Source organism: Moraxella sp. K127 (assembly GCF_015223095.1).
Classification (GTDB): domain Bacteria; phylum Pseudomonadota; class Gammaproteobacteria; order Pseudomonadales; family Moraxellaceae; genus Moraxella.
Map to the genome: position 1 here is coordinate 1 of NZ_JADFBZ010000002.1, position 24,364 is coordinate 24,364.

The following is a 24,364-nucleotide window of genomic DNA, read 5'->3' on the forward strand; positions in this document are numbered from 1 at the left end:
TACTACCGCCCTGTTTTTACCACCCTGTTTTTTATTGCCTACCAATAATTCTCCACTGCAATATTACCCACGCCTCTACGGTTCATCGCTAAACCTTTGTTTTTTAAACTTTCTTTGGTGTCGTCCACCATCTGCGGATTGCCACAGAGCATGACATGAGAAGTGGCAGGATTTAAGTTTAAACCGACAAAGTTTTCAAGTTCGCCACTGTCTATCAAAGCAGGAATGCGAGCATTTAGGCAGTTTTCCACTTTTTCACGAGTGATAATCGGCACAAAATGGAGTTTAGCTGGGTTGTCGGTCAGTTCGCTAAACTGCTGATTTAATTCATGAATTTTATCAAGATAGGCAAGTTCTGCTTGCGTTCTGGCACTGTACACCAGTACGATGTCGCTGTAATTTTGCCAAGTGGTCAAATCGCCAAGCATGGATAAAAATGGAGCAAGTCCCGTGCCTGTTGCCAGTAGCCACAAATCCTTTGGGGCAGGTTCTTGGTAGCGAGCAAGGGTTAAAAAACCAAACGGCTCGGGGTTAAGATAGAGCGTATCGCCCACCGTCAAATGCTGTAATTGACTGGTAAACGCCCCGTCAGGCACGACCACCGAGAAAAATTCCAACTGCTCATCATAGGGGCTTGACGCTACCGAATAAGCACGAAAAATCCGCTCATCGGGGGCGTTTTTGGCATTGGCAAGCTCGCTGGGGTTGATGCCCAAACGGGCAAATTGCCCTGCATCAAAACGAAATCCATCTGGGCGTGTTGTGGTAAAGCTAAACAGCGTGGGTGACCAGACGGTCTTGGAAAGTACGGTAATGGGGGTGGCGTGTTGGTCGGACATGGTTTTTCTCTTTTTAAATTTATCCATGCTATTGTAAACCATCGCCACAAAAAAACAAGCACCCAACTAAGTGCTTGTTTTTATTTACCCCAAAATTGCCAAACTTGCCATTTTAAAGAGCGTGTTTGGCAAAATCCCCATCACAAAAATAAATGCCGTGATAAGAATCAGTACAAGCCCCCCTGCCTTAACACGCCAATCATTGGGTACATCAAAAGGCACGATGGTCATTGGGCGTTTGAACATGATAAGCAGCACTTTTAGATAATAATAAAGTCCGATGGCACTGCCCAAAATCACCATAAAGGCAAGTCCAAATCGCCCACCTTGAATGGCAGCGAACAGCACCTGCATTTTGGTGATAAATCCTGCGGTAAGTGGCATGCCTGCCATGGACAGAATCATCACCGTCAAAACCGCTGTCAGCACAGGTCTTCGCCAAAACAACCCTTGATAAACCGCCATGCTGTCCGCTTCATCTTCTATCTCTTGGGTTGCTCTATTGCGGTCGGTTTCACCGTACGCTCCTGTCATCAGCACAATCACCCCAAATGCCCCAACAGAGGATAAGGCATAGATAAGCATATACATACTGATTACACTGTCAGCATCTGCCGTTGCCCCTGTGGCGATGAGAGGAATCAGCACATAACCCATATGTGCCACAGATGAGAACGCAAGCAGGCGTTTTAGGTTGGTTTGAGTCAGAGCAAGCAAGTTCCCTGCCATGATAGACACCCCAACAATGGCAACCAATATCGCATCAATAGCTGATATGGCAGGAGTTGCACTCGTCAGCAAAAAACGCACGGTAAGGGCAACCACCGCCACCTTGCCCACGCTTGCCAAAAATGCCGTAACAGGGGCAGGAGAACCTTGATAGACATCGCCTGCCCACGCATGAAATGGCGCAAGCGATAACTTAAAAGCAACCGCTGCCACCATCATGACCGCCCCAACCACAAACAAAGGCAGTATCCCAAAACCTGCCATCAAAGCCTCTCCAAGATGGGTAAAGCCAAGCTCACCTGTTGCTGCAAAAATCAGTGCCATACCCATGAGTAAAGTCGCCGAAGCAGTGGCCGATAAAATCAGGTATTTTAGCCCCGATTCTAAGGACTTTTGTTTTAGGTAAGCAAAACTTAGCATACCATACATAGGCACAGACAAAAGCTCCAATGACACAAAGAAAGAAGCAAAATGATGAGCCGATGTCATCAAAACCGCCCCAAGCGTACTTGTCAAAAGAAGCAGATACAGCTCTTCTTTGTTGTTATTAAAACTTTGAAAATAGCGATACGATAACGTAACACACGCCAAAGCCGAAACGATGATGATAAGGCTATTAAACAAGGCAAAGCCGTCCACCAAAAACAGCCCCATGACATCGCCCCGATTGACATGAGTGGGCAATTTTTCAAAAAACTGCAACAGTAGCACCGCCAACGCCCCATTTAGTCCAAGGGCAGTCAAGCCAACAATCAGACTGTGTGAGCGTTTGATGGCGATAGTAAGCATGACCACAAGCACCGCCACGCCCAATATCATGGCAGGGAGCAACGGGAGCAAAGACGAAAACTCAATAGATACACTCATTAGTTGCCCCCTTGGTTAATTTCAATGACTTGCGGCACAATTTCTGGCGAGATGGGCTTTTGATTGCCTTTTAGCCCTGCAATGGCGGTATCCACGTCCGAATATCTATCGGGCATTTTGGTGCTGATATAGCTCATTGCTTGCTCGGATTTGTTTAGGACGGGTTGTGGATACAGCCCAAGCCAAACAAGCCCTACCACAAGCACACCAAGCAAAGACAGCTCTCGCCTGCCCAAATCACGCAAAGGCTTGGCGGTGTCGTCTTTTGCCTTGTATAAGGCGTGCAGATGGGGCGTGGTGTTGTCGCCAAACAACGCCTTGTGAATCAAAATAAGTGCATAAAGCCCCGCCCACACAAAACTCACGGTCAATAGCACGCTGATGACAGGATACGCCTTGAACGACCCCATCAAAATCAAAATCTCGCCAATGAAGTTGCCCGTACCAGGGATACCCAAAAGGGCGGCACAAAAGAACATCATAAACGGAGCAAGATAGCGAAACTGACCCCACATACCACCCATGACCGTCATATCACGAGTGTGCAAGCGTTCGTACACTTGCCCTGCCATAATAAAGAGTGCCGCACTCGATAAGCCGTGAGCGAGCATTTGCACCATCAAGCCCTGCAACGACACCAACGTGCCAGCATAGATGGCAAGCACGACAAAGCCCATGTGCGACACAGACGTATAGGCAAGCAGGCGTTTGATGTCGGTCTGGGCAAACGCCAAAAACGCCCCATAAAACACCCCAATCATGCCAAGCGTGATGGCAATGGGAGCAAACTCGGCAGACGCATTTGGAAAAAGCGGAATCACAAAGCGAAGCAAACCAAACGCCGCCGTCTTAATCAAAATCCCTGCCAAGTCCACCGAACCTGCCGTTGGGGCTTGGGCGTGGGCATCAGGTAGCCAGCCGTGTAATGGAAAAACAGGCAATTTGACCGCAAAGCCCACAAAAAAGCACAGCATAATCAGGTATTCATATTTGCCAAGATACGTACCAAGCAGGTCTTCATAATGAAAACTTAGCACGCCTTTTTGGGCAAAATTGATAAGCACAAGCATACTGATACCAATGAACATGATAAGCCCAGACGCTTGGGTATAAATAAAAAACTTGGTGGCGGCAGCCGATTTTGGCTTGATGATATTGCCATTAGTATCACGCACATCATGCCCCCATAGGGCAATCAAAAAGTAGATGGGCAGCAGCATCATTTCCCAAAAAAAGAAAAACAAAAACAAATCAATCGCCAAAAAGACACCGATGACACCGCCCAACGACCACAGTAGGTTTAGGTGAAAAAATCCCACACGGTGCTTAATCTCGCCCCACGAACAGCCCACCGCCATGATACCCAAAAATGCCGTCAAGACAATCATGAGTAAAGACAAGCCGTCCATCGCCAAGGCGAATTTGATACCAAAGGCAGGTATCCAAGGCACTTCAAAGGTTGCCGCCCAAGGCAGACTGCTGTCGGTGCTGGCATTTAACACCCCAAAGTCGCCTTTGGCATACAGCACGAGCGACAGCACAAAGGTCAATGTCATGCCAATAAGTGCCACCCATCTGGGCAGTCGTGCGTCCTTTTTTTCAAATAACCAACACAAAAATCCTGCAATCAACGGGATTGCAATTAGACTTGGCAAAAGCCATGTTTGCTCTATCATCTTATACCACCATCATCATTGCCAAGATTAGTACCACAGCAAGCCCCACGCCAAAGCTCACAGCGTGCGTGCCAAGTCGCCCTGTTTGGGTTTTTACCAACAGCTTGTTGCCAAGTTTGACCCCAAAGGGCAGGATATGCCACAGCTTGTCCACAGGGTCTTTTTTTAGGAATTTGCAAATTGCCAAAAACGGCTTAACAAATACAATATCATAAAGAGCATCAAAGCCCAGCCCGTGATAGCACCAATAAGTACACGCCCCACCAAAGGCAGAATTTGTCCATTTTGTCAAAATCTTACCCTTGTCAAGCACATACAAAAAGTACGCCATCGCCAAGCCAAGTGCGGTTACGCCCACCGCGATAATCTCAGCAGTATGCTTGCCGTCTGTTAGGGTGCTACCCACGCTCGCTGGCAGGACATTTGCCAAAGGCGGGTGAATCCACGCCCCAATCCCTGTCGATAGCACAAGTAGCACCATCAAAGGCAAGGCGTAACTTATTCCTTTTAAAGGCTCACCATGCGTTTTTTGCTCTCCAAAGAACACAAGATAAATCAAACGGAAAGTATAAACAGCCGTCAAAAACGCCCCAAACACGCCTGCCCAAAACAGACTCATATGTCCTGTGGCATAAGTCTCCCACAAAATCGCTTCTTTTGAATAAAAGCCAACCGTGATAAAGGGCAAGGCAACCAACGCCCCACCACCAACGACAAACGACCAAAACACAAGGGGGATTTTTTTACGCAGACCGCCCATCTTAAAGATATTTTGCTCATGATGAGTGGAAATAATCACCGCCCCACTGGCTAGGAATAACAACGCTTTAAAAAATGCGTGCGTCATCAAGTGAAAAATCGCCACTTGCCACGCCCCCACGCCCAAAGCGATGAACATATAACCAAGCTGGCTCATGGTAGAGTAAGCAAGCACACGCTTGATGTCGGTCTGTGCCAACGCACAAAAGCTCGCCACAAGCATGGACAACGCACCGATACCCCCCACCCAATATAGGAGCATTTCAGGGGTCAGCACAAACAGCGGGTGCATACGAGCAATCAGATACACCCCTGCCGTTACCATGGTGGCAGCGTGAATCAGAGCCGACACAGGTGTCGGGCCCGCCATGGCATCGGCAAGCCAAGTATGCAAAGGAATTTGAGCCGATTTGCCAAACGCCCCACCGATAAGCATCGCCACAATAAGCATGAGCATGGGGTCATTGACAGCGAACATGGTGTCTGCTTTGGCATTGATGGCGGTCATGTCAAGCGTGCCAAACACCACAAACAACAAAAACAGCCCAATTGCCAAAAACACATCGCCCACACGGGTTACGGTAAATGCCTTGATAGCCGCCCGTCCATTGGCTCGGTTGTGATAATAAAAACCGATAAGCAAATAAGAGCAGATACCCACACCTTCCCAGCCCAGATACATCAGCAATAGGTTGTCGGCAAGCACAAGCAGTAACATACTTGCCACAAACAGATTTAGATAACTAAAAAAACGGGCAAATCCTGTCTCGCCTTTCATGTACCAACTGGCAAACAGATGAATCAAAAAGCCCACGCCTGTAATCACGCCAAGCATGGTAACAGACAAACCGTCAAGATACAGCCCAAACTTGGGGGCAAAGTCGCCCACGGACAGCCATGTCCAAAGTGGCACAGACACCGCCTGTTGCCCCTGTGCCAAAAAGCCAAAAATACTAACAAAGGCACATATCGCTGACAGTCCCATTGCCCCAACGCCAATCATTGTGGCAAGTTTTTCTGAAATTCTATCTCGCCCTGTGGCTAATATCAAAAAGCCAATCAAGGGGAAAATAAAGGTCAATGCTAACAAATTCATACCGTCCTACCCCTTTAATTCACTGGCATGATTGATATCAAGGCCTCTAAAGCGATGATAAAACTGCAAGAGTATGGCAAGCCCTATCGCCGCTTCTGCTGCTGCCAGCGTCAAGACAAAAATAAACATAATCTGCCCGTCTGCCTTGCCCCACATATTACCCCCCACCACAAAGGCAAGGGCGGCTGAGTTCATCATAATCTCAAGGCTCATGAGCATAAACAACACATTGCGTCTTGCCATGACCCCAACCAAGCCAATGACAAACAAAATCGCCGCCAATATCAGCCCATGATGAGCAGGCACGCCCATATCGGACGCCACTTTGACGACTTCATGAGCAAAGGGGACATTTAGTGTATCCACATTATAATTTTGCATTGGCTCTCTCCTGTTGCTCTTTGTCTTGATTCGCCCATGTATTAGAGACGATGTCAGGGCATGTTTGGCTGTGGCTGATGTTTTCATCATCAAGTGCTTTTTTACCCAAATGATATGCCGCAACCAATGCCCCCAAAAGCAAAAATGCCGCCACCTCCACAAGCAACACATACCCTGTAAATAAGCGTACACCCACATCTTTGGCAGAGATGGTATCGCTTTGTAGCTGTATGGATTGGTCTGTACCATAGCCAATAAAACCAATCAGCACCGCCCCAACAATCATCATAAGACACACAGGCATCGCCCACGCATTGGCAGTCAGCCACGTCTTTTCTTCTGTGGTGTCCGTGCCAAGATTTAACATCATAATGACAAACACAAACAGCACCAAAATCGCCCCAGCATAGACAATCATTTCAAGCACGCCTGCAAATGGGGCTCCAATGATAAAGAAAATCCCCGCCACCGCAAGTAGGCTTACTATCATGGACAAAATGGCATGGACGGGATTGGCGTGCGTAACCACCCTTAGGCTTGCCCAAATCGCCACCAGCGACAAGGCATAAAAGCCCACCGCATCGCCATTTGCCAAAAACCCTTTTAACACATCAATCATGGCAACAAACTCCGTACATTGACAGGCTCTGCTTCACGCTCGTGCGACCCTTTGGGCTTATCATCCGTTGCCATGCCTGTTACTCTATAATAGTTATACTCTGGGTATTTACCCACGCCACTAATGAGCAAATGCTCTTTTTCATAGACCAGATTTTGGCGGTTGTATTCGCCCAATTCAAAATCAGGGGTCAGCTGAATGGCAGTAGTCGGACAGGCTTCTTCGCACATACCACAAAACACGCAACGGCTAAAATTGATACGAAAAAATTCAGGATACCAACGACCGTCTTCACGCTCCGCCTTTTGTAGGCTAATACAGCCCACAGGACACGCCACCGCACATAGGTTGCACGCCACACAGCGTTCATCGCCGTCAGGGTCTCGGGTCAGCACAATGCGACCACGAAAACGGGGCGGTACAGGCACAGGCTGTTCGGGGTACAAAATCGTGTCTCGTGGACGCAAGGCATGAGAATTTACCATCCACATAGAGCGTACTATGGTAAAAATGCCCACCGCCGTATTTTTTAAAGTTGCAAACATTTAATTCACCATCAAAATCACAAAAGCAGTCGCCAAAAGGTTTAGCAAGGTTACAGGCAAACACACTTTCCAACCAAAATTCATCACTTGGTCATAACGTGGACGCATGAGCGAGCCACGAGCCAGCACAAATAAGGTCATAAAAAACAAGGTCTTAATCAAAAACCAAAACACAGGCGGAACAAAGGGTATGTCTAGGTTAAAAGGAGCAAGCCACCCACCAAAAAACAAGCAGGTCATCAAGGCACTAATTACCACGACATTGACATACTCGCCAATAAAGAACATACCAAATTTCATGCCCGAGTATTCCACATGATACCCCTCGGCAAGCTCTTGCTCGGCTTCGGGTTGGTCAAAGGGGTGTCGGTGCGTAACGGCAACCCCTGCCACCACAAAGGTCAAAAAGCCCAAAAACTGCGGAATGACGTTCCAGACGGTTGTTTGGGCTTCTACAATCTCACGCAAATTAAACGAGCCTGCCATAGCCACCACGCCCATGAGCGATAAGCCCAAAAACACTTCATAGCTAATCGTCTGAGCTGCCGAACGCAGTCCGCCTAAGAGCGAGAACTTATTGGCACTTGCCCAACCGCCAAACATGACGGCATATACAGCAAGCCCTGCCATGGCAAAAAAGAACAAAATGCCAATGTTCCAATCTGCCGCCCCAAGCGTGGGCGATAGCGGAATAATGGCAAAACTTGCCAACGCGGTAAACATGGCAATGGCAGGGGCGAGCGTAAATAGGCGTTTGTCGGCAAAATTGGGTGTCCAGTCTTCTTTAAAAAAGATTTTTAGCATATCCGCCACCAGTTGTAGCGACCCTTGCCAGCCCACACGGTTTGGGCCATAGCGGTCTTGCCACAGGGCAAGCATACGCCGTTCATAGACAATCATGAGTGCTGCCGTGATGACAAGCCCCAAAAAGATAATCAAGGTCTGGGCGGTCATAAAAATAAGCGACCACCACTCAAAGGACAAACCGCCAAGCCATGACGGCACATCAGGAATCACACGAATACTCATTTATGCCCCCACTTGCATTGCTAACGGTGCGTTATTAAACCCAGCTTTTGGCGTAAAGATATTTTCACGCTTGATATTAGCCAGATTTGCCACGCTTTTTTGATATTCAGGCACATAGGCAGGCGTGTCGGTTTCCGCCTTTTTGACGGTTGTCGGCACACCAACCATAAACGGCACAAGCCCGTCAGGATAGCCGATACAGCCGTCCGCCACATAGTCCACCACGTCCACAGGCAGGGTAATCTCTGCCCCATGCTGGCTTAGGGTTAATTTATCGCCCGCCTTAACCATCCAACGCTCTGCATCATCATGGTTTATCATCCATATGGCGGGCTTGATTTGGCTTGCTACCACAGGGCTACGGCTTATCATGCGTGAGCTTGCAAATAGATTATGCACAGGCACAACGACCGCACGACCATCAAAAATGCTTGTAGCAACATTCACATTATCAATATCAACACGCCCAAACACCATTTGCGTCTTTGGCAGTGTCTCAAACAGACGAATGCCCACATCGCCACCTTTTAATCGCCCACCGACTTTATTTTGGTATTTATTCCATGCTTGTGGGGAGTTCCAGCCTGCTGACCACGCAAAAGGGATGAGGCTTGGATTGGTCTTATCGCCCACATAACCCTCCATTGAAAAGGTCAAACCACTGTCTAAGTCCTTAGGTTGCATGGGTTCGTGGATAGAAATGGGCGAGCGTAACACCGTCCGCCCCGAATAACGGCGTGGCTCACGGGCAACTTTTAGCCCTGTAATGCGATAATCTGACTCTGGGGCGACATCTTTGATTTGGGCAAGGTGTGGATACTCTACAATCAGCTCATCAATGACATCATCAAGATGACGCCAGATAAACTCACCCATCTTGTTTGTCATGGCATTGTCAAGAGCATGTAGCCAACGCCAACTGTCTTTTAGCTCGCTGGTTGGTTCATAATATTTTTTATCATAGCTTGCAAAAAACCGCCCTGCTCGCCCCTCAGCAGAGACAAGCGTGCCATCACTTTCAGCAAATGATGCACTTGATAACACAAAATCAGCTTTATCATGCCATTCATAAGACTGATGGTCTAGTACGATGAGTGTTTTTTGTGTTAATTTGTCAAATTGGCTTGGGGTCAGATTTGACAAATCATGTTCTAACACGACCACCGCCTCAAACGCTTGCGCCAAAACCTCCTCCATCGCCTGCCCACCCAACAAATTCACACCCACGCTATTGGCCTCTGGCATGGCAACATACACGCCTGTTTTATCAGCATACAGAGTATTTGTCTTTAATAGGCGAGATGACAGCTCTTTTTCAAAGTCATTTGGGTCTCGCTCTGTGGTGTGCGTACCGTCCGTTTTGGCATTTTTATCAGGGTCAATGAACTGACGGGCGACCTCATCACGGATTTTGGCGTTTTGCACTTCTATAAATTCACGCTCCAAATGAGCGATTTTGGCACGCTTGGCGGTCAAGGTTTGGGCAATGTAGCCTGCGGCCTGAACGATTGCTTTTGATGTCAAACTTGTGCCTGTAACAACAAGCGGACGATTTGCCATAATCAAATCATAAGCGATATGATGTGCCAAAAATTGCATCGCCATGTCATCATCAATCACCAAATCCGTCTGTTTTTCTTTGGCAAAAATGGCGTTCTCACTTTTGCCAATCTCATCTAGCGTATCAGCATAAGCCTTGATGACATCGCCCACCATAAAGCCCAATTTGGCGATGTCATCTGGTGTGGCAACAGCGGACACTTTGGCGATGTCGGACAGCTTAGTATCTGCCACACACGCCACATAAATCGGACTGTACGCACTTTGTCCGATACGCTTAACAGGTTCAGCAAGCCAATGCTCGGTTTTTAGGGCACTTGCCATTTGGCGGGCTTTATTCTTAGCCGCTTGGCGTACTGACAAGGCAACACGGCTTGCCGTTTGGGTAATGTCCTCCCCCAAAATAAACACGCCATCTGCCGTCTCAATCTGTGCCAATGATGCCTGATGCACCGCTTCATGGCGTAATAATGCCACACCCAATTCCACCACATCTTTAACGGCCGCTCGCTCGCCTGTGCTAAAATTGTTTGCTCCAACCAGTCTTTTTAGGGCAAAATTACTCTCCAAACTGGCTCTGGCTGACCCAATGCCAATCACATTTTTACCTTTTAGCAAGTCCGCCACGCCATCCACAGCAAGCTCTGCACTGGTCTTGACAAATTGTCCATTCACATTTTTAAGAGGATGGACAGGCCTGTCCTCTCGGTTAACATAGCCATAACCAAAACGCCCACGGTCGCATAAAAAGTAGCCATTAACATCGTGATTATAGCGGTTTTCAATACGCCGAAGCTCGCCATAACGCTCGCCTGCTGAAATATTACAGCCTGCCGAACAGCCATGGCAAATGCTTGGGGCATATTGCATGTCCCATTTACGATTGTAACGCTCAGAATGGGTTTTATCCGTAAACACCCCTGTGGGGCAAACTTCGGTTAAATTACCACTAAACTCACTGTCAAACTGCCCATCTTCTGGGCGACCAAAATAAACACGGTTATTAGACGCATACACGCCCAAATCATCACCACCTGCATAATCTTGATAAAAACGCACACAGCGATAGCAGGCGATACAGCGGTTCATTTCATGAGCGATAAAAGGCCCAAGCTCTTGATTGTGGTGAGTGCGTTTGGTAAAGCGGTAACGGCGACGATGATGACCTGACATATAAGTCATGTCTTGCAAATGACAATGACCACCCTCTTCACAAGTGGGGCAGTCATGGGGGTGATTGGTCATCAAGTATTCCACAATGCTTTTGCGAAATGCCTTGGCTTCATCATCATCAACAGAGATGTACATGTCATCACTGGGGGCAACCATACAGCTCATCACCAACCGCCCTTTGCCTGCTTGATAATCCTCGGCGTTATTATACTGTTTGACGGCACACTGACGACAAGAACCGACCGAACCTAGGGCTGGGTGATAACAAAAATAAGGCACATCAATGCCAAGCGACAGGCAGGCTGAGAGTAGATTGTCCGAGCCGTCCACATCATAAGTTTTGCCATCTATATGAATGACTGCCATGTTACACCCCCACCTTATTTTGTTGTGGTTTTGAGTTGTTCACTTTTTGTTCAAATTCATGACGGAAATATTTTAACGCACTCATGAGTGGCTCCATCGCCCCTGGGGCATGAGCGCAAAAGGTTTTGCCAATCCACAAATCTCGTGTCAGCTCGGAGAGTTTGTCAATGTCGTCCGCTTGGGCTTGTCCGTTATCCATGGCATCAAGGATTTTAACGCCCCACGGTAAGCCATCACGGCAAGGGGTACACCAGCCACAACTTTCACGCTGAAAAAACTGTTGTAGATTTTTTGACAAACTCACCATGTCTTGGCTTTCGTCCACCACCATCATCAAGCAAGTACCCAAACGACTGCCCGCTTTCATGATGGGGTCAAAGTCCATCACCAAATCCAAATGCTCATCACTTGCGGTCAAAAAATCGGTACTCGCACCGCCCGGTAGCCATGCCTTTAAGCTAAGCCCCTCTTGCATGCCACCTGCCAGCTCTATTAACTCCCTTGCGGTATGACCAAAAGGCAACTCCCAAAGCCCTGCATCTTTGACACGCCCTGACACGCCCATGATTTTGGTGCCAGGGGTGGTGGATTTGCCCTTGGCTTTTGGCAAATCCAAATACCAATCCACCCCATTTAGCAAAATGGCAGGCATGTTGTTTAATGTCTCAACATTATTCACCACCGTTGGGCGACCCCACGCCCCTGAGACTTGGGGAAATGGCGGTTTGGTGCGTGGGTTGGCACGGCGACCCTCCAAGCAGTTGATAAGAGCCGTCTCCTCGCCACAGATATACCGCCCTGCCCCTGTGTGGACGTGCAATTCAAAGTTAAACTCCGTCCCCAAAATACCCTCGCCTAGCAAGTTATTGGCGATACATTCGTTAATGGCGTTTTGTAAGCGTTCGGCGGCTAGGATATATTCGCCACGGATAAAGATATAGCCCACGCTCGCCCCAATGGCATAAGCAGTAATGAGCATACCCTCAATGAGCTGAAACGGAATCCGCTCCATAAGCAAGCGGTCTTTGAACGTCCCAGGTTCCATTTCATCAGCATTACAAATCAAATACCGCACGCCACCGTCAGGCGGAGTCATAAACGTCCATTTTAGCCCTGCGTTAAAGCCTGCACCGCCACGCCCACGCACGTTGGCGGTTTTTATCATCTCGCCCACTTCTCTTGGGTCTTTGGCTAGGGCGTTTTTTAGCCCAACAAAGCCGTCCAAGGCTTCATAATCCGCCAATGTCAGCAGGGCATCATGATGATACAGTCGCCATGTCAAGGGGTGTGTGAGCGAAGTCGGTGCTTGACCGTCCGCCAATCCCACGCCCCAGATTGGCGTTTTTTGGCGATTTAGTTGGCTTGGGGCAAGTCCGTTTTTACGAGCGTGGATTTGCTCGGCGACATTTGGTTTATTCATGCGTATTGCTCCAACAATAGACCGACCTCAGACGGCAACACAGGTCCATAAGTATCCTCATCAATCAGCACGCTCGCCCCCTTGTCGCAGTTGCCAAGACAGCAAATGGGCAGTAGGGTAAAACGACCGTCTTGTGTGGTTTGCCCATAATCAATGCCAAGCTCACGTTTAAAAGCGTCCGCCAATGCCTCATAGCCGTTTAGATAGCAAGCGATAGAATCACAAATCAAAATCACATGGCGACCCACCGGCATACGATAAATGCGGTTAAAAAATGTCGCCACGCCCTCCACGTCCGCCACAGGCATGGACAGCATATGGGCTATGGCATGGACTTGGGCATCGTCCACCCAGCCGTTACGTTTTTGGACGAGCTTTAGGGCATCAAGCACCGCCGCCCTAGGTTGTGGGTAGTGATGAATGTGATGATGAATGCCGTCAATTTCTTGGGGCGTTAAAATGGCGTGAATGTCCACTTTGGGGGTTTTGTCGGTTACTATTTTCATAAAGTTACCTGTGCTAGCGTCAGCTTGCGGTTTTGGTTTTATTTATTAAATTGATAAAACTAACTTAATTTTATCAGTTTAACAAATGGTTGGTTTAAATTTTTTGGTGTATGATATACATCCTATTTTTACTTATTAATCAATTTACTTACATTTTGACAAGTTGCCACTTCATCAAGTGCTTGTGATTTTTTAATAAAAGCAATATTAAATGTTGTCATTGGTAAGTTTTTATAAGATTGTGATAATGCCAAATGAATGGCATCGGCAATATCCATACCTGTAATCTCCCAACGCATTGCGTTTTTGAATACTTCTATATTTTCAAGATGAATATTTGTCAATCTACTTAGCTCTATCAATTTTTGGATAATTATGGCTTTATTTATTTTTTGTGATTTTAACACCCAAGCCAATTCTATAATTACCGTCATTAAAACAAAGCAGTCATTATTTGAAATCAAAATATTGGCTTGTTTTTGTTGTTCAACATCATCACCCAATAAATAACAAGCCAATACATTTGTATCCAAACTTAACATTATTGTCCTGCCTTTATACGATTATCATCATCTAATAAAGACTGTAAAAATGCCTTTTCGTCATCAGCAATCACATCGGCATCTGTGCCGATATAAGCATTAAGACTGCCTGATAGTTGTTGAACTTCTGGACTGATGTTTGTCTCTTGTTTTGGATAAAATGCAATGTGAATTTGGTGTGTGTTATCATCAAAACTAGACACAATCTTATCCATATCTTTCATGATATGTTTTGGTATTTGAATAAAAATACCGTCATTTTGTTTAATTGTGGTTAATTGCATTTTTTGCTCCATTTTTGCAAATTTTATGACCAATCAAATGTAAATACCACAATTTTATCAATCGGCTCATATAATAATACTATCCAATCCGCCCCACTGCACCCATAATGATAAGCAGGGACACTAGCGATAAAATAAAGTGGCTTGCCTTGACAAGTGATGTTTAATTTATCTTGTTGCCATTTTAAATCAATGGCTTTGAGTGCATAAGTAGGACTTGCCCAATTACCGCCTTGCTCTGATAAATCTCCACCCATTTCATCAAGCCAATCATTTTGCACTATTTCTTCATCATCTGATGAATGAATATTGGCAAGTTTATTGGTTTTGGCAAATAATTCTTGGGCTTTTTGATAATCATCTTTACACTCTTGGACGTGTTTACGCTCTTCATCAAACCACCAATCGCCAAACATCTGTTTATGATCATGAATGGCACTTCTCTCAAAATACCCTTCATTACCCAAAAACTCATATTGGTTATCATCGGTCAATTTAAAAGCAAACCAATTTTCGCCTGTAAACTCATTGTGGTATTCATGGGTATTCATACCAATATACCCTTCCAAAGGTTCAAATAGATTTAGCATATGCACCACTTGCCCACGCCAATCATCATTTACATACCCAAATCAATGCTGATAAATGGTAAAAAATGCTCTTTTGGCCAAGATTGATTTTCTACAAATAGCTTATCGCTATCAGAAAATGGCGTAAGATATTCGTTAAGTTCGTTGATGTTTTCAAAATAGGACAAGATATCCATGCCTCTTCCTTAATCACTCCTTTTTATCATCAGCCTCTTCGACATCAGCGTGAAGTGATAACGAGCTTGCCACTTCATTTTGTCCATCACGGCGAGCACCCTTGAGCTTGATTTGTAGGCGTAGCTCGTTGGGCGAGTCGGCATTACGAATCGCTTCATCGTACGAGATAGCCCCTTCATCATATAGGTCAAACAACGCTTGGTCAAAGGTCTGCATACCCACTTCACGGCTTTTAGTCATAATCGCTTTTAACTCGTGCATTTCACCCTTTAAAATCAAATCTGCCATAAGGCGGGTGTTAAGCATGATCTCCACCGCTGCCCGCCGCCCCTTGCCGTCTTCGGTACGGATTAGGCGTTGGGAGATAATCGCTTTCATGTTGCTGGACAAATCCATAAGTAGCTGTTGGCGACGCTCTTCGGGGAAAAAGTTGATGATACGGTCAAGCGTTTGGTTGGCGTTGTTGGCGTGGAGCGTCCCCAAGCACAAATGCCCCGTCTCGGCAAAGGCAATGGCGTGCTCCATGGTCTCGGTATCTCGAATCTCACCAATCAAAATCACGTCAGGGGCTTGGCGGAGCGTATTTTTCAACGCATGGTGCCATGAGTGCGTATCCACGCCCACTTCACGGTGCGTAATCATCGATTTTTTGTGCTTATGCACATATTCCACAGGGTCTTCTACCGTGATGATATGCCCTGCACTGTTTTCGTTACGATAATCAATCATCGCCGCCAAGCTCGTGGATTTACCCGAACCTGTACCGCCCACCACCAACACCAAACCCCGCTTTTCCATGATGACGTTACGCAGTTGGGGCGGTAATTTTAATTTGTCAAAATTGGGAATCTCGGCAGCAATAACCCGAATCACCATACCCACTTGCTGTTGCTGGATAAAGACATTGACACGAAAACGACTCACATTTGGCACGTTAATGGCAAAGTTGCATTCCATTTCACGTTCAAATTCATCACGTTGATGGTCGTTCATGATACTGTATGCAAACAGTTTGGTTTTGTCGGGCGATAGGGCTTGTTTGCCAAGCGGTTTCATCAAGCCTTGGTGTTTGACGCTGGGCGGAAATTCTGCCGTGATAAATAAATCCGAAGCCCCAATCTCAACGACTTTGGTCAGCATATTATACATCATGCCTTTGGCTTCGTTTAGGGTCTCTTCGGCAAAGGCGATGAGTGATTCTTCGGAAATATGGTGTGTGGTCATGGTATTTATTTCTCTTTTTAAGTTTAGGGTTGATTTTTACAATATCAATATTTTTAGGTTGCTAACTGTATTTATGATTGCTTTTCAATCTTATAGCCAAGTTTTGTAGCACAATCAATAAATCTATCAATATTTCCTACGCCCCATTGATTGCAAACAATAATTTTACTTGCATTATTTAAAGTAATAACGTCATCTTTAAAATATCTCTCCGCAAATTTTGAATTATTTTCTAAATCTGAATACAAAATTGCCGTTTCAAGTCTTGATTGCAATTCTTTGGGGAATGTATCTTGCAGATGAACAATGTCAATATTAGGGTTATTTTTACAGTAATCACTCACAACTGCCAAAACCAAGCGACCTTTACCAAAAATTCCACCGTTAAATTGATATTTGCTAAAATCTTTATTATTACGCTTGGTTTCTTGGTCTGAATGTTTCTTTTCTTTTAATTTCAATTGATATTCTTGAGCTTCTTTTACAGGAATGATAGTATCAATATCCCAAATGCTCTCACTATTTAATTTATAAGGGTTAATTTTTATACATTTAATATCCAACCCTTGTTCATTTAGCCACAATACTGTATTTGTAATGTCTTTTGAAAAATATTGATTAACCAAAATAATACGAACATTATCAAAATCTAATTTTTGAGCATAATCTCCGCCCAAGAAATTATCAATTGCTTTTTCTGCTTGCTCATTATTACAATTGTGAAAATTACCATAAAATTCAACAATCTTATCAATACTAAACAATCTTACCGTAGACGCATAACGAATAGCCTGTAAATCCATATGAAAACCGTCATTATCTCTTTTTAATTCAATAACAACCAATTTTCCAAATTCATCTAACGCCAATAAATCTAAACGTTTTTTACTGTCTTCAAAAGGTGATAACTCTTCACCCACAATCAATAATTCTTCTCCTAAAATACTAGGGTTGGATTTAATAGACTTCTTTCCAAACCCCGATTTTTGTGGATTTTTAAAAACTTCAACCCCAATACTTATAAAGGTTTATTTTTAGTTTGGAAAGAGATTTAATGATATTTTGAATGTCTTTTTCTAACATATTTCCTTCTTTAAAGGTAATTGGCTTCAACAATTCTGATTTATCACTTTCAATCAAAAAAATACTCATATGAACCTACCTATCACAATCCGCCATAACAATATCAATACTTGCCAAATAAATAATCGCATCGGATACCAAAGAGCCGTTAATCACGCTGGGCATCTGTTGCAAATGAGCAAAGGTTGGCGTACGGATACGCGTGCGATAGCTCATCGTTGAGTTGTCGGAAGTTACATAATAGCTGTTTAGCCCTTTTACGCCTTCTACCATACAGGCACTCTCCCCTGCTGGCATCACAGGTCCCCACGACACCGACACAAAGTGGTTGATGAGCGTTTCAATGTCTTGCAGGGTGCGGTCTTTTGGTGGTGGCACGGCAAGCGGGTGTTCGGCTTTATAGGCTCCGCTTGGCATATTGTTTAGGCATTGCTCAATGATACGAAGTGATTGGCGAATCTCTTCAATTTTTACCAAACATCTGTCATAGGCATCGCCGTTATAAAACACAGGAATTTCAAAGTCAAAATTCTCATAGCCCAAATACGGTCTCGCTTTACGCAAATCAAACTCAATGCCCGTCGCTCGCAGTCCTGCCCCTGTTACGCCCCACGCCAGAGCATGTTTGGCATCATATTGGGCGACATTTTGCGTGCGTCCTTTTAGCACGGTGTTGGTCATCGTTGCCTTATAGTATTCATCAAGGCGTTTTGGCATCCAGTCCAAAAACTCACGCACCAACCGCTGCCAGCCGTTTGGCAAATCGTGAGCCGTACCGCCAATCCTAAACCACGCAGGGTGCATGCGATAGCCTGTTACCGCTTCTATGACATCATACGCTTTTTGACGGTCAGCAAACATATAAAACACAGGGGTCATGCCACCAGCGTCTTGGATAAACGTCCCCCAATAAAGCAGGTTATTGGTAATCCTAAAAAACTCACTCATCATGATGCGAATGACATTGGCACGCTCAGGGGTGCTAATGCCTGCCAGTTTCTCCACCGCCATGATATAAGGCAACTCATTCATCACCCCACCCAAATAATCAATGCGGTCGGTATAAGGAATGAATGAATGCCAAGTCTGACGCTCCGCCATCTTCTCCGCCCCACGGTGATGATAGCCAATGTCAGGGATACAATCCACAATCTCCTCACCATCAAGCTGCAACACCAAACGAAACGCCCCATGAGCAGATGGGTGGTTTGGCCCGATGTTCAAAAACATAAAATCCTCATCACGCCCAGAGCGTTTCATGCCCCACTCTTCTGGCACAAAGCGTAAGTTCTCTTGCTCAAACTCTTGTTTGGCGGTGTTTAAAAAATAGGGCGTAAATTCGGTGGCTCGTGCATGATATTCTTTGCGTAATGGGTGTCCCTCCCAGTATTTGGGCAATAAAATGCGTGTCAGATGCGGATGCCCATCAAACACCACCCCAAACATGTCCCACACCTCACGCTCATACCAGTTGGCATTGGGATAAATCTTGGTCGCAGATGGAACATGCTCACCTTCTTTTAAAGCAACCTTAATTCGAATGTCTGAATTTCGCTCCAAACTCATCAAATGATAAAACACCGTAAAATCACTGTCAGGCAAGCCATGGCGGTACTGACGCAAACGCTCATCAATGGCGGACAAATCCACAAGCATGACAAAGGGCTTGGGCAATGTGCGTAAAAACAGCAAAACATCAAGCAGCTTATCACAAGCCACCCAAATGGTTGGTATGGCGTCTGCCGTTTCTTGGATAACAAGATTTTCAAACTTAGCGTTTAGCTGATTTAAAACATCAAAATCGTGAATGTGGTTAATGCTCATAATGCCAACTTTTTATAATATGTTTGTTAAATTGGTCGCTTGCGTGGGGCTTGCAGTCTCCAAACACTTTAACTAAATGGCAAATTATAACGCAAAATCGCTTTTTTTACAGCATATTTATGATAGATTACGAGAAAAATTGAATGATAAACCATTGTGAGATATAAATTTATTTTATAATTGATGGCTACATCTTGACAATAAATACTTTATTTGATATAAAATTGAGGAATTTCTTAGGTTAAGGATGTACCCGATGAAAACCGTAGCAGATATGCAAACTATCTTGAAAAAACTATCAAAATACTGGCAACAGAATGCAACTGTACATACTTTTGATGGTGATTATGATGATATTGAATTCTTTGCCGATAAAAAAGACTTTGCTGAATGTCTATTGCCTTTTGCCAACCATGATGCTTGGCTAAATGCACCACAGCCCAAAAAAGATGCTTGCTTGTCTTATGCTTGGATTCTGTATAACATGAAAACAGTCTATATAGAATGTGATGTTGTTACGCCAGCATGCGAGAATATCTTAAAATACCCCCCAATACAGAAAATTTGGCAGATGTGCAAAAAGTCATCGCCGAAGCATTGCTTGATGAAGCATTGCACACTAAGATGTCTATTGGTGCGTGCAACTATATTTACCAAAAACGAAATTTACCTCACTTAGGCGAGAATAATTTTTACCTTTCACAATGGCTAAACGAGACACTAAATAAACAACTTGATGAAAAAAATAGAAGGTTGGTGCAATTTGCAGTGGCGTGTGCTAGTGAAACACTAATTACTGACTATCTAGACATTCTATCCAAGGATAACACCATTCAAAATATCTGCTATGAAGTTACCAAGAGACACGCCCTTGATGAGCGTAGTCATTCTGGTGTATTTAGCCATGTCGCCTTGGAAGTACTAAAAAATGAAAGCAAAGAAACTAGAACGCTATTCATTAATACTCTAAAATCTACCGTACCTTTATTTGCACATACTGAAATGAAAGAATGGGAAAAAATCTTTGGAATACTTAACTTTCCTAATTATCAAGAAATATTAAGAGACACGGATACATTAAAAAATATTGGTATTTATGATAACTCAGTCAATAAACTGTTACTAACATTGGGAGCAATGTGATGGAATTACTTGGTCTTAGCATAGATATTGTTGTCTTTTTATTAATAGGTTCTTGTGTTGCAGGCTTTATTGATGCGATTTGTGGGGGTGGCGGTCTTATTTCTATTCCTGTATTATTAACCGCAGGATTTAGCCCCGCACAGGCGATTGCCGCCAATAAGTTACAAGGAACAGTAGGAGCAATTGCCTCCACCCAATATTATTTAAACAAAGGTGTATTAGATAAAAAATTACTCATTGCTTTATTGCCTCCTGCTATAATTGGCGGTACAATCGGGACTGCCACTTTATCTTTGTTACCCAGTACACTCCTTGAAAAAATTCTCCCTTTTTTGTTAATTGCAATGGCTTTATATTTTTATTTCTCCAAGAATTTGTCAGATACCACAAAGAAAGCAAAGATGGGTGTATTTCTGTTTTCTTGGACAATTATCCCTGTTATTGCTTTTTATGACGGATTTTTTGGAGCAGGTGCAGGTACTTTTTACCTACTTGCAGTAACTTCTTTACTAGGTTTTGCCGCTACCAAAGCAATGGCATATTCAAGAGTACTTAACCTAGCCAGCAACCTAATTTCCTTGCTTGTCTTTATTTATTTAGGCAAGATGGCGTGGATGGCAGGTATTTTAATGGCAATTGGCGAAACAATTGGAGTATATCTAGGTAGTCATTTAGTTGTAAAAAATGGTGCAAAACTTATGCGTCCTTTGGTGGTTATTGCCTGCGTGCTAATGGCAATTAAATTACTATGGTCATCATCTTGATTTCAAGACAAATAAGTCCACAAGCATGACAAAGGGCTTGGGCAATGTGCGTAAAAACATCAGCACATCAAGCACCGCCCCTTTATCTACCCAAACGGTCGGAATGCCGTCTGCCGTTTCTTGGATAACAAGATTTTCAAACTTAGCGTTTAGCTGATTTAAAACATCAAAATCGTGAATGTGGTGAATGCTCATAATTTCCAACTTATTTTTGGCTTGCGATTACCAAAATTTAAGCAAAATAAAAAATTTCATCGCTAATGTCTATATTTTTAAAAACCAAAACATAATTAAGGGAGTAAAATTATCAATAATATAAATTAATAAATGCTCTCATCAAACATTATTCTTAGTTTATTTTCATCAATATCAGATGTCTCTCCAACTAGGCACACCAAAACAGGACAAGTTAGCAAATCCACTGTTACGGGCATTAAACCATTAGTGAGAATTTTAGCCTGATAAAAACTAGGTAGGCTTTGAATTTTTGACAGGAATAGTTGCTTATCTAATTTATTTTCCTTTTGGTAATTGATTAAAAATACCACTTTGGCTTTACTGATAATTTTCGAATAAAATATATTGCCTTTTGTTTTTCCATAGAACTGTGTCAAATCTTGATTTAAGTAATTATAAACACTTAATTCAAGCAAGTTTGGTTGGTAACATTTTTCAAAAATAATGGGTGCAACTCCTCCGTGCAGTCTTGCCCCCATTTCAATCATTACTGGATTGACATATCCATCGGTACTTGATTTTGCCAATAACTCCATATGTACCGCTCCAAATTTAACCTCCAATGCTTTTATACACTGTGTTGCATATTGAATGATGGCTTGATATTCTTTATTTGTAATATCTAACATCTGCATATTTTCATAAACAAACTTACTGCCATTATGATGACCTTTTTTATAAACACACAAACTACAAATAAAAATATTATCATCTTGCACAATCATATCCACAACAAATTCATCACCAGTTTCAAATGATTGTAAAATATAATTATCATTCTTTATTCCCAGTGCATTAATCTTTTCCCAGTTAATATTTTTTATATAATTAGACAGCGTTTTTTTATTTTCAAAAAACATCACGCCATCACTGCCTGCTGAATTAACAGGTTTAAGAATATAACCACTTTCACTGTCAAAAAAATATTCACTGCCAGCATTGATAAGCTGGCTTTTTATATGCTTTAAACCACTTTCTTTTAAAGCATTTTGCATTATAAATTTATCTCTTCGTTTTAAGCCACTACGCACAGAATTTCCTGCCACTCCAAAATATTCTGCCAGTTGCTCACCAATGAGTACGCCTGTTTCTGCACCAATAACCACCGCCAAGATTTCATCTCTACAAAATTTTTCTTTACATTCTTGTACTGAATAAGCTACCTTATTGATAAAATAGGTATTATCAAAACTAAAATAGCCATCATTTATATCAGAATTGGTAAGTACTACATAGCATTGATAGCCTAGCTCATAAAATTTTTGTGCATATAATGCACCAGTAGAAAAAGGATCTACAATTAAAATTTTACCTTTATCCATCAACCACACTCCTAGTTGGTAAAGATTTTGCCTGTAAAAAGCATATTAATATAAAATATAGCAATAATACACGCTACTAATGGTAAAAATATTTGAGTAGCATACACATTTTGTATAATGGATAATATATATCCAAATAGCAAGCTAGCACCTGCTTGAAATGCAACATAAAAGACAGCACTGCTTTGCCCAATAAAAGCAGCTTGTTCTGTATCTTTTGCCATTAAGGATAATTTTTCTCTTATTAATATCCTAATACTATTGATAAAAAATCCAATAAGAAAACATATGGCTAGGGACAATATCTTAATATTTGACATAACAAATATTAAATCAGCAAAAATCAAACATATTGCCATTACCAAACAATATTTTGTGTTGCTTTTTATGAAAGCCGCACAAAAAGCCCCCATACCAGCAAAAGCACTAGATAAACCAAAATCTTGGGCAGTCCATTGTTTAATTTCTTGAAATATAATTGGTGTGGTTAAATTAAAACTGGTAATATGAATACCAACAAACCCCAATATAATCCATAACAAATAAATTTGTTTTTTATCTAAAAAATAAAGTTGGTTAACAGTTTGTTTGTTGTTATTCTCTTTAATTTTTATTTTAGCAAAGTACCCATTTTTTGCCCACATCATAAAAATAATGGCAAAAACAATGTCTACTAAAACAATACTTGCCATTGAATAAAAAAAGATAAATGATTTAATAGCATTCCTCCTATCATTGCCCCACCAAATGCACCAATCTGTATAACGGTTTGCATGTATCTTGATGCTTTATTTGCAGAAACAATGTTATTAACAACAAGATAATTATTGTAAGTCTCATAATTACTTAGTATGCTAACTCCCAATAATCCAGATATCAATGCAAGACCGATGAAACTATAAATTGATGGATTAAGTGCTGATAACACAAAAACAATGGAATAAAACAAAATTCGTGAAAGCATTAAATGGTGAACAGAAAGAGACAATAAATTAATTTTGGAAAACCTTTTTAATACAAATGGAATGATTGTACTAACAAATAATATCAATCCAAGAATTAAAGGGTTTTTGGTTGTCTGATAAGACAACCAAATTACCATAATCAGTAATGCCATATCACTAAAATAAAAGACAATCAAAGCACCGTAAAATTTTCTTAAATCCATAGTCTTTATGTCCCATTTTATTTTTTATGATATCTTTTAAAAGAAAGTGGACATTGCATAGGTTCAAATACAACCAACAATGGGTAGGCTGTATTGAATTTTCCGTCCCAAGCTGATATTGCTAATTCTAGGTAATTTTTCAAACCTTGTGCAAAACACTCTAAATCATATTGTGCCTTATCCTGCACATAAGCTATTGGTAAAAATTTTACCATACCTTGGACAAATGCTTTGCGAGCAAATAAACACAGAAACTTTGTATTGTCACTATCAAATCTTCCTAAAATTTGTCGCCCCATATCGCCTAACCAATCTTGCATTTTGGCTATTTCAGACTGAGAGTATAAAATATTATCCATTAATAAATCCTCATTAAAATGACAACTATAAAGCTAATTTTCAAAATCCAATGACACAATAAATCACAAACATCGTAGGATG

26 protein-coding genes are annotated in these 24,364 nt (G+C 43.0%); 3 read left to right on the plus strand and 23 right to left on the minus strand.

Annotation, left to right across the window (positions count from 1 at the left end):
• Window positions 1–38 precede the first annotated feature (38 nt).
• The 18 genes from IM753_RS00545 to nuoC all read right to left on the minus strand — a co-directional run bounded on the left by IM753_RS00545 (window position 39) and on the right by nuoC (window position 19,289).
• Complete coding sequence (locus IM753_RS00545) at window positions 39–839, minus strand: ferredoxin--NADP reductase (protein WP_194108394.1); 801 nt, start codon at window positions 837–839, stop codon at window positions 39–41.
• A gap of 84 nt (window positions 840–923) precedes the next feature.
• A complete protein-coding gene (locus IM753_RS00550; protein ID WP_194108395.1) occupies window positions 924–2,435 on the minus strand; it encodes an NADH-quinone oxidoreductase subunit N in 1,512 nt (503 codons plus the stop codon).
• The gene (gene nuoM / locus IM753_RS00555; protein ID WP_194108396.1) at window positions 2,435–4,111 is read right to left on the minus strand and encodes an NADH-quinone oxidoreductase subunit M; all 1,677 of its coding nucleotides are present in this window, start codon (window positions 4,109–4,111) and stop codon (window positions 2,435–2,437) included. The genes IM753_RS00550 and nuoM overlap by 1 nt, the downstream gene beginning before the upstream one ends.
• A gap of 1 nt (window position 4,112) precedes the next feature.
• The gene (gene nuoL, locus IM753_RS00560) at window positions 4,113–5,966 is read right to left on the minus strand and encodes an NADH-quinone oxidoreductase subunit L (RefSeq protein WP_194108397.1); all 1,854 of its coding nucleotides are present in this window, start codon (window positions 5,964–5,966) and stop codon (window positions 4,113–4,115) included.
• Between the two features lie 6 nt (window positions 5,967–5,972).
• Window positions 5,973–6,278, minus strand: a complete 306-nt coding sequence (gene nuoK, locus IM753_RS00565) for an NADH-quinone oxidoreductase subunit NuoK (RefSeq protein WP_227713032.1) — start codon at window positions 6,276–6,278, stop codon at window positions 5,973–5,975.
• A 55-nt stretch (window positions 6,279–6,333) separates the two neighbouring features.
• Window positions 6,334–6,966, minus strand: coding sequence for an NADH-quinone oxidoreductase subunit J (gene nuoJ / locus IM753_RS00570; protein WP_194108399.1), 633 nt, complete (start codon window positions 6,964–6,966; stop codon window positions 6,334–6,336).
• Entirely contained in the window at window positions 6,963–7,511 is a 549-nt protein-coding gene (nuoI, locus tag IM753_RS00575) for an NADH-quinone oxidoreductase subunit NuoI (RefSeq protein WP_029102048.1), read from the minus strand. The genes nuoJ and nuoI overlap by 4 nt, the downstream gene beginning before the upstream one ends.
• Window positions 7,512–8,540 carry an NADH-quinone oxidoreductase subunit NuoH gene (gene nuoH, locus IM753_RS00580; protein ID WP_194108400.1) on the minus strand — a complete coding sequence of 343 codons (1,029 nt, stop codon included), beginning with the start codon at window positions 8,538–8,540 and terminating at the stop codon, window positions 7,512–7,514.
• A complete protein-coding gene (gene nuoG / locus IM753_RS00585) occupies window positions 8,541–11,639 on the minus strand; it encodes an NADH-quinone oxidoreductase subunit NuoG (RefSeq protein WP_194108401.1) in 3,099 nt (1,032 codons plus the stop codon). It abuts the gene before it with no gap.
• A 1-nt stretch (window position 11,640) separates the two neighbouring features.
• The gene (gene nuoF, locus IM753_RS00590) at window positions 11,641–13,059 is read right to left on the minus strand and encodes an NADH-quinone oxidoreductase subunit NuoF (RefSeq protein ID WP_194108402.1); all 1,419 of its coding nucleotides are present in this window, start codon (window positions 13,057–13,059) and stop codon (window positions 11,641–11,643) included.
• Window positions 13,056–13,565 carry an NADH-quinone oxidoreductase subunit NuoE gene (nuoE, locus tag IM753_RS00595; RefSeq protein ID WP_194108403.1) on the minus strand — a complete coding sequence of 170 codons (510 nt, stop codon included), beginning with the start codon at window positions 13,563–13,565 and terminating at the stop codon, window positions 13,056–13,058. Before nuoE ends, nuoF begins: the two co-directional genes overlap by 4 nt.
• A 128-nt stretch (window positions 13,566–13,693) precedes the next feature.
• Window positions 13,694–14,107 carry a type II toxin-antitoxin system VapC family toxin gene (locus tag IM753_RS00600; protein WP_194108404.1) on the minus strand — a complete coding sequence of 138 codons (414 nt, stop codon included), beginning with the start codon at window positions 14,105–14,107 and terminating at the stop codon, window positions 13,694–13,696.
• Window positions 14,107–14,391 (minus strand): hypothetical protein, encoded by a 285-nt coding sequence (locus tag IM753_RS00605; protein WP_062499122.1) that lies wholly within the window; start codon window positions 14,389–14,391, stop codon window positions 14,107–14,109. Before IM753_RS00605 ends, IM753_RS00600 begins: the two co-directional genes overlap by 1 nt.
• 23 nt (window positions 14,392–14,414) lie before the next feature.
• Entirely contained in the window at window positions 14,415–14,942 is a 528-nt protein-coding gene (locus IM753_RS00610) for a hypothetical protein (RefSeq protein ID WP_227713030.1), read from the minus strand.
• A 68-nt stretch (window positions 14,943–15,010) separates the two neighbouring features.
• Window positions 15,011–15,157, minus strand: coding sequence for a hypothetical protein (locus IM753_RS00615; protein ID WP_194108406.1), 147 nt, complete (start codon window positions 15,155–15,157; stop codon window positions 15,011–15,013).
• A gap of 13 nt (window positions 15,158–15,170) precedes the next feature.
• Window positions 15,171–16,382 (minus strand): PilT/PilU family type 4a pilus ATPase, encoded by a 1,212-nt coding sequence (locus tag IM753_RS00620; protein ID WP_062499120.1) that lies wholly within the window; start codon window positions 16,380–16,382, stop codon window positions 15,171–15,173.
• A 71-nt stretch (window positions 16,383–16,453) separates the two neighbouring features.
• A complete protein-coding gene (locus tag IM753_RS00625) occupies window positions 16,454–17,302 on the minus strand; it encodes a hypothetical protein (protein WP_194108407.1) in 849 nt (282 codons plus the stop codon).
• A 238-nt stretch (window positions 17,303–17,540) separates the two neighbouring features.
• Window positions 17,541–19,289 carry an NADH-quinone oxidoreductase subunit C/D gene (gene nuoC / locus IM753_RS00635; protein WP_194108409.1) on the minus strand — a complete coding sequence of 583 codons (1,749 nt, stop codon included), beginning with the start codon at window positions 19,287–19,289 and terminating at the stop codon, window positions 17,541–17,543.
• Between the two features lie 256 nt (window positions 19,290–19,545).
• Here nuoC and IM753_RS13165 point away from each other — a divergent pair, with 256 nt between their 5' ends.
• From IM753_RS13165 to IM753_RS00645, 3 genes are read left to right on the plus strand one after another with little or no spacing between them, the layout of a single operon-like run.
• Complete coding sequence (locus IM753_RS13165) at window positions 19,546–19,968, plus strand: diiron oxygenase (RefSeq protein WP_255518615.1); 423 nt, start codon at window positions 19,546–19,548, stop codon at window positions 19,966–19,968.
• Window positions 19,863–20,432, plus strand: a complete 570-nt coding sequence (locus IM753_RS13170) for a diiron oxygenase (protein WP_370582795.1) — start codon at window positions 19,863–19,865, stop codon at window positions 20,430–20,432. Before IM753_RS13165 ends, IM753_RS13170 begins: the two co-directional genes overlap by 106 nt.
• Window positions 20,432–21,196 carry a TSUP family transporter gene (locus IM753_RS00645; RefSeq protein ID WP_194108410.1) on the plus strand — a complete coding sequence of 255 codons (765 nt, stop codon included), beginning with the start codon at window positions 20,432–20,434 and terminating at the stop codon, window positions 21,194–21,196. The genes IM753_RS13170 and IM753_RS00645 overlap by 1 nt, the downstream gene beginning before the upstream one ends.
• Here IM753_RS00645 and IM753_RS00650 read toward each other — a convergent pair.
• From IM753_RS00650 to IM753_RS00670, 5 genes are all read right to left on the minus strand, one after another.
• On the minus strand, window positions 21,188–21,391 hold the full coding sequence (locus tag IM753_RS00650; protein ID WP_194108411.1) for a hypothetical protein: 204 nt from the start codon (window positions 21,389–21,391) through the stop codon (window positions 21,188–21,190). The genes IM753_RS00645 and IM753_RS00650 overlap by 9 nt on opposite strands.
• A gap of 125 nt (window positions 21,392–21,516) precedes the next feature.
• Window positions 21,517–22,755 carry an ATP-grasp domain-containing protein gene (locus IM753_RS00655; protein WP_194108412.1) on the minus strand — a complete coding sequence of 413 codons (1,239 nt, stop codon included), beginning with the start codon at window positions 22,753–22,755 and terminating at the stop codon, window positions 21,517–21,519.
• Window positions 22,756–22,766: 11 nt separating this feature from the next.
• A complete protein-coding gene (locus tag IM753_RS00660; protein WP_194108413.1) occupies window positions 22,767–23,447 on the minus strand; it encodes a hypothetical protein in 681 nt (226 codons plus the stop codon).
• Window positions 23,429–23,923: a hypothetical protein gene (locus IM753_RS00665; RefSeq protein ID WP_194108414.1), complete on the minus strand. Its 495-nt coding sequence runs from the start codon at window positions 23,921–23,923 to the stop codon at window positions 23,429–23,431. The genes IM753_RS00660 and IM753_RS00665 overlap by 19 nt, the downstream gene beginning before the upstream one ends.
• Before the next feature lie 17 nt (window positions 23,924–23,940).
• Window positions 23,941–24,282: a YqcI/YcgG family protein gene (locus tag IM753_RS00670; RefSeq protein WP_194108415.1), complete on the minus strand. Its 342-nt coding sequence runs from the start codon at window positions 24,280–24,282 to the stop codon at window positions 23,941–23,943.
• Between the last annotated feature and the right edge of the window lie 82 nt (window positions 24,283–24,364).